Raw genomic sequence first — 2,161 nt, 5'->3', positions numbered from 1 at the left:
CGACACCCTGTGATTATCGGATCGTGCCGCCGATCATCACAGCTACTTTCCATAATCAACGACTTGGCATAATCGGCCTTTGCGGACGTTCATCGATTCACGCTGGGACGGCTGTTGAACGAAGGAGACCCACCATTCATATCGCAGCCGCGTTGAACGCCAGCCACCCTCCATGTGGATGGGCAAATTCGACCCTCAACGGTCGGTCGTCACCGAGCGCTTGCTATGGCCGCTTGCAAAGTACAACAGCCGCTCGCTTCGCTGTTCCGGTGGGTCAATCGGCCTTCGCGGAAATTGAAGCCTGTTGCGTTCTACATCGGTAGCCTTGCGGATTTATTGATGTTGGCGCGATCGAGTCGGTGGAAGCAGCTTCCTGCATTGGCCAACTCGTTTCAACCCGTTGCCGTCATCCGCGCCACCCGATTTAGGCGCCGGAAGCGTGCAAGCTGTCGGCCAGCGGTGCGGCGCGGACACTCTGCCGGCGATCTCGGTCTTCATTGGAAAGTCATCTGAAACTGCGCTGTCGACCCTCGAAATCCCGGCGACCCAACTGCGCGGCAAATTTATGTGTAACGTAGACCCGCCAGTCTGGGGCGACAGGGCCTGCGATGGACTCGCGCGGGCCGGCACTATTTGCGCGACCGTCGCCTGTCAGCTTGCGTGCGATGGAAGTTTTTCCCGAAAATTCTCTGATCGGTTCGGCAATCTTTTGTTGAGACAACGTCCGTGACGCTCGTGGTGTACGCTAGATGAATCAGTCGTCCACGCATTCAAATCAAAACTGCCAACAAGCGTGGTAATCAACATCGCCCGTCATGACAAGCAATAAAGCGCCTGAGCCTTCAGTTGATCCGCCCGACGTGACTCGTTCTGTCATGCCGTCGCTGGAGTTTCCGATCGTCGGCATCGGGGCATCGGCCGGCGGGATTCAAGCGCTGACGCGCCTCTTTGAGCACATGCCAAACGACGCGGGCATGGCGTTTGTGATCGTACTTCACCTGTCGCCCAGGCATGAGAGCCAGGCCGACGCCGTGCTCCAGAGACTCACTAGAATGCCCGTCGTGCAAGTCCTGAATGCGACTCAGATCGAAAAGAATCATGTCTATCTCATCTCGCCGGCTAACGACCTGTCGATGAATGATGGCTATCTGAGAGTGACGCCGTCGAATCGCGAACCAGGACGACCGGTGGCGATCGACCTGTTTTTTCGCAGCCTCGCCGAAGTGCACCGCACCCGCGCGATCAGCGTGGTTCTGTCGGGCTTTGGCAGCGACGGCACGATAGGAATAGGTCGGATCAAGGAGCATGGCGGCGTCACGATCGCGCAAAGTCCCGAGGACGCCGAATGCGATGAGATGCCCCGCAATGCCATCGCGACGGGCCTGGTCGACATTGCGCTACCGGTCGCTGAGATCCCGCAGAAACTTATCGAACTGCGCGACAACGCGCGAGCGATTCAGTTGCCTCCCGCCGGCGACGATCAGATTCTCATAGCAACATCGGCAGATAGTAGTGCAGCGCCGGATTCGGCGCCGCTCGCAGAAGACGCACTGCATAAAATCCTTTCTACGCTGCGCGCCCGCACCGCGCACGACTTCCGGCATTACAAGCGCGCGACGGTTCTGCGACGCATTGAACGTCGGCTGCAAGTCAACGCGCTTCCAGACTTACCCTCGTACCAGCGGTTTCTCGACACTCACCCGGAAGAGTCCTCGGCATTGCTTAAGGACATGTTGATCGGTGTGACGAATTTCTTTCGCGATCGGGACGCTTTTGAAGCCCTTGAGCGCGAAATCGTGCCGCGCATCTGCGAAGACAAGTCCGATGACGACTCCATCCGCGTCTGGGTGGCGGCCTGCTCGACCGGCGAAGAAGCGTATTCGGTCGCCATGCTGCTTAACGAGTGTGTCGCGGAAGCCAATAAAGGTTGTGGCATCCAGGTGTTCGCCACAGACATCGATGAGAGCGCTATCGAGACGGCGCGCACGGGCAGTTATCCATCGCCGATTGTGACCGACGTTCCGCCTGCCCGGCTTCGAAAGTTTTTTACGCTCACGCACGGGCGCTACCTCATCAACAAATCCTTAAGGGAACAGGTTCTGTTTGCCGCCCACAACCTGCTGCGTGATCCGCCCTTCTCTAAGCTCGACCTGGTGTCATG

Annotated in this window: 1 protein-coding gene; it reads left to right on the top strand. The window is 58.2% G+C overall.

The features are described 5' to 3' along the window. Positions 1-815: 815 nt before the first annotated feature. Positions 816-2,161 (top strand): chemotaxis protein CheB (locus AWB82_RS36535; RefSeq protein ID WP_327346156.1); only part of this gene is annotated, 1,346 nt, incomplete at its 3' end.

Origin of the sequence: Caballeronia glebae, assembly GCF_001545035.1 — a bacterium.
Lineage (GTDB): Bacteria > Pseudomonadota > Gammaproteobacteria > Burkholderiales > Burkholderiaceae > Caballeronia > Caballeronia glebae.
This window is presented reverse-complemented; position numbering and strand designations above follow the sequence as displayed.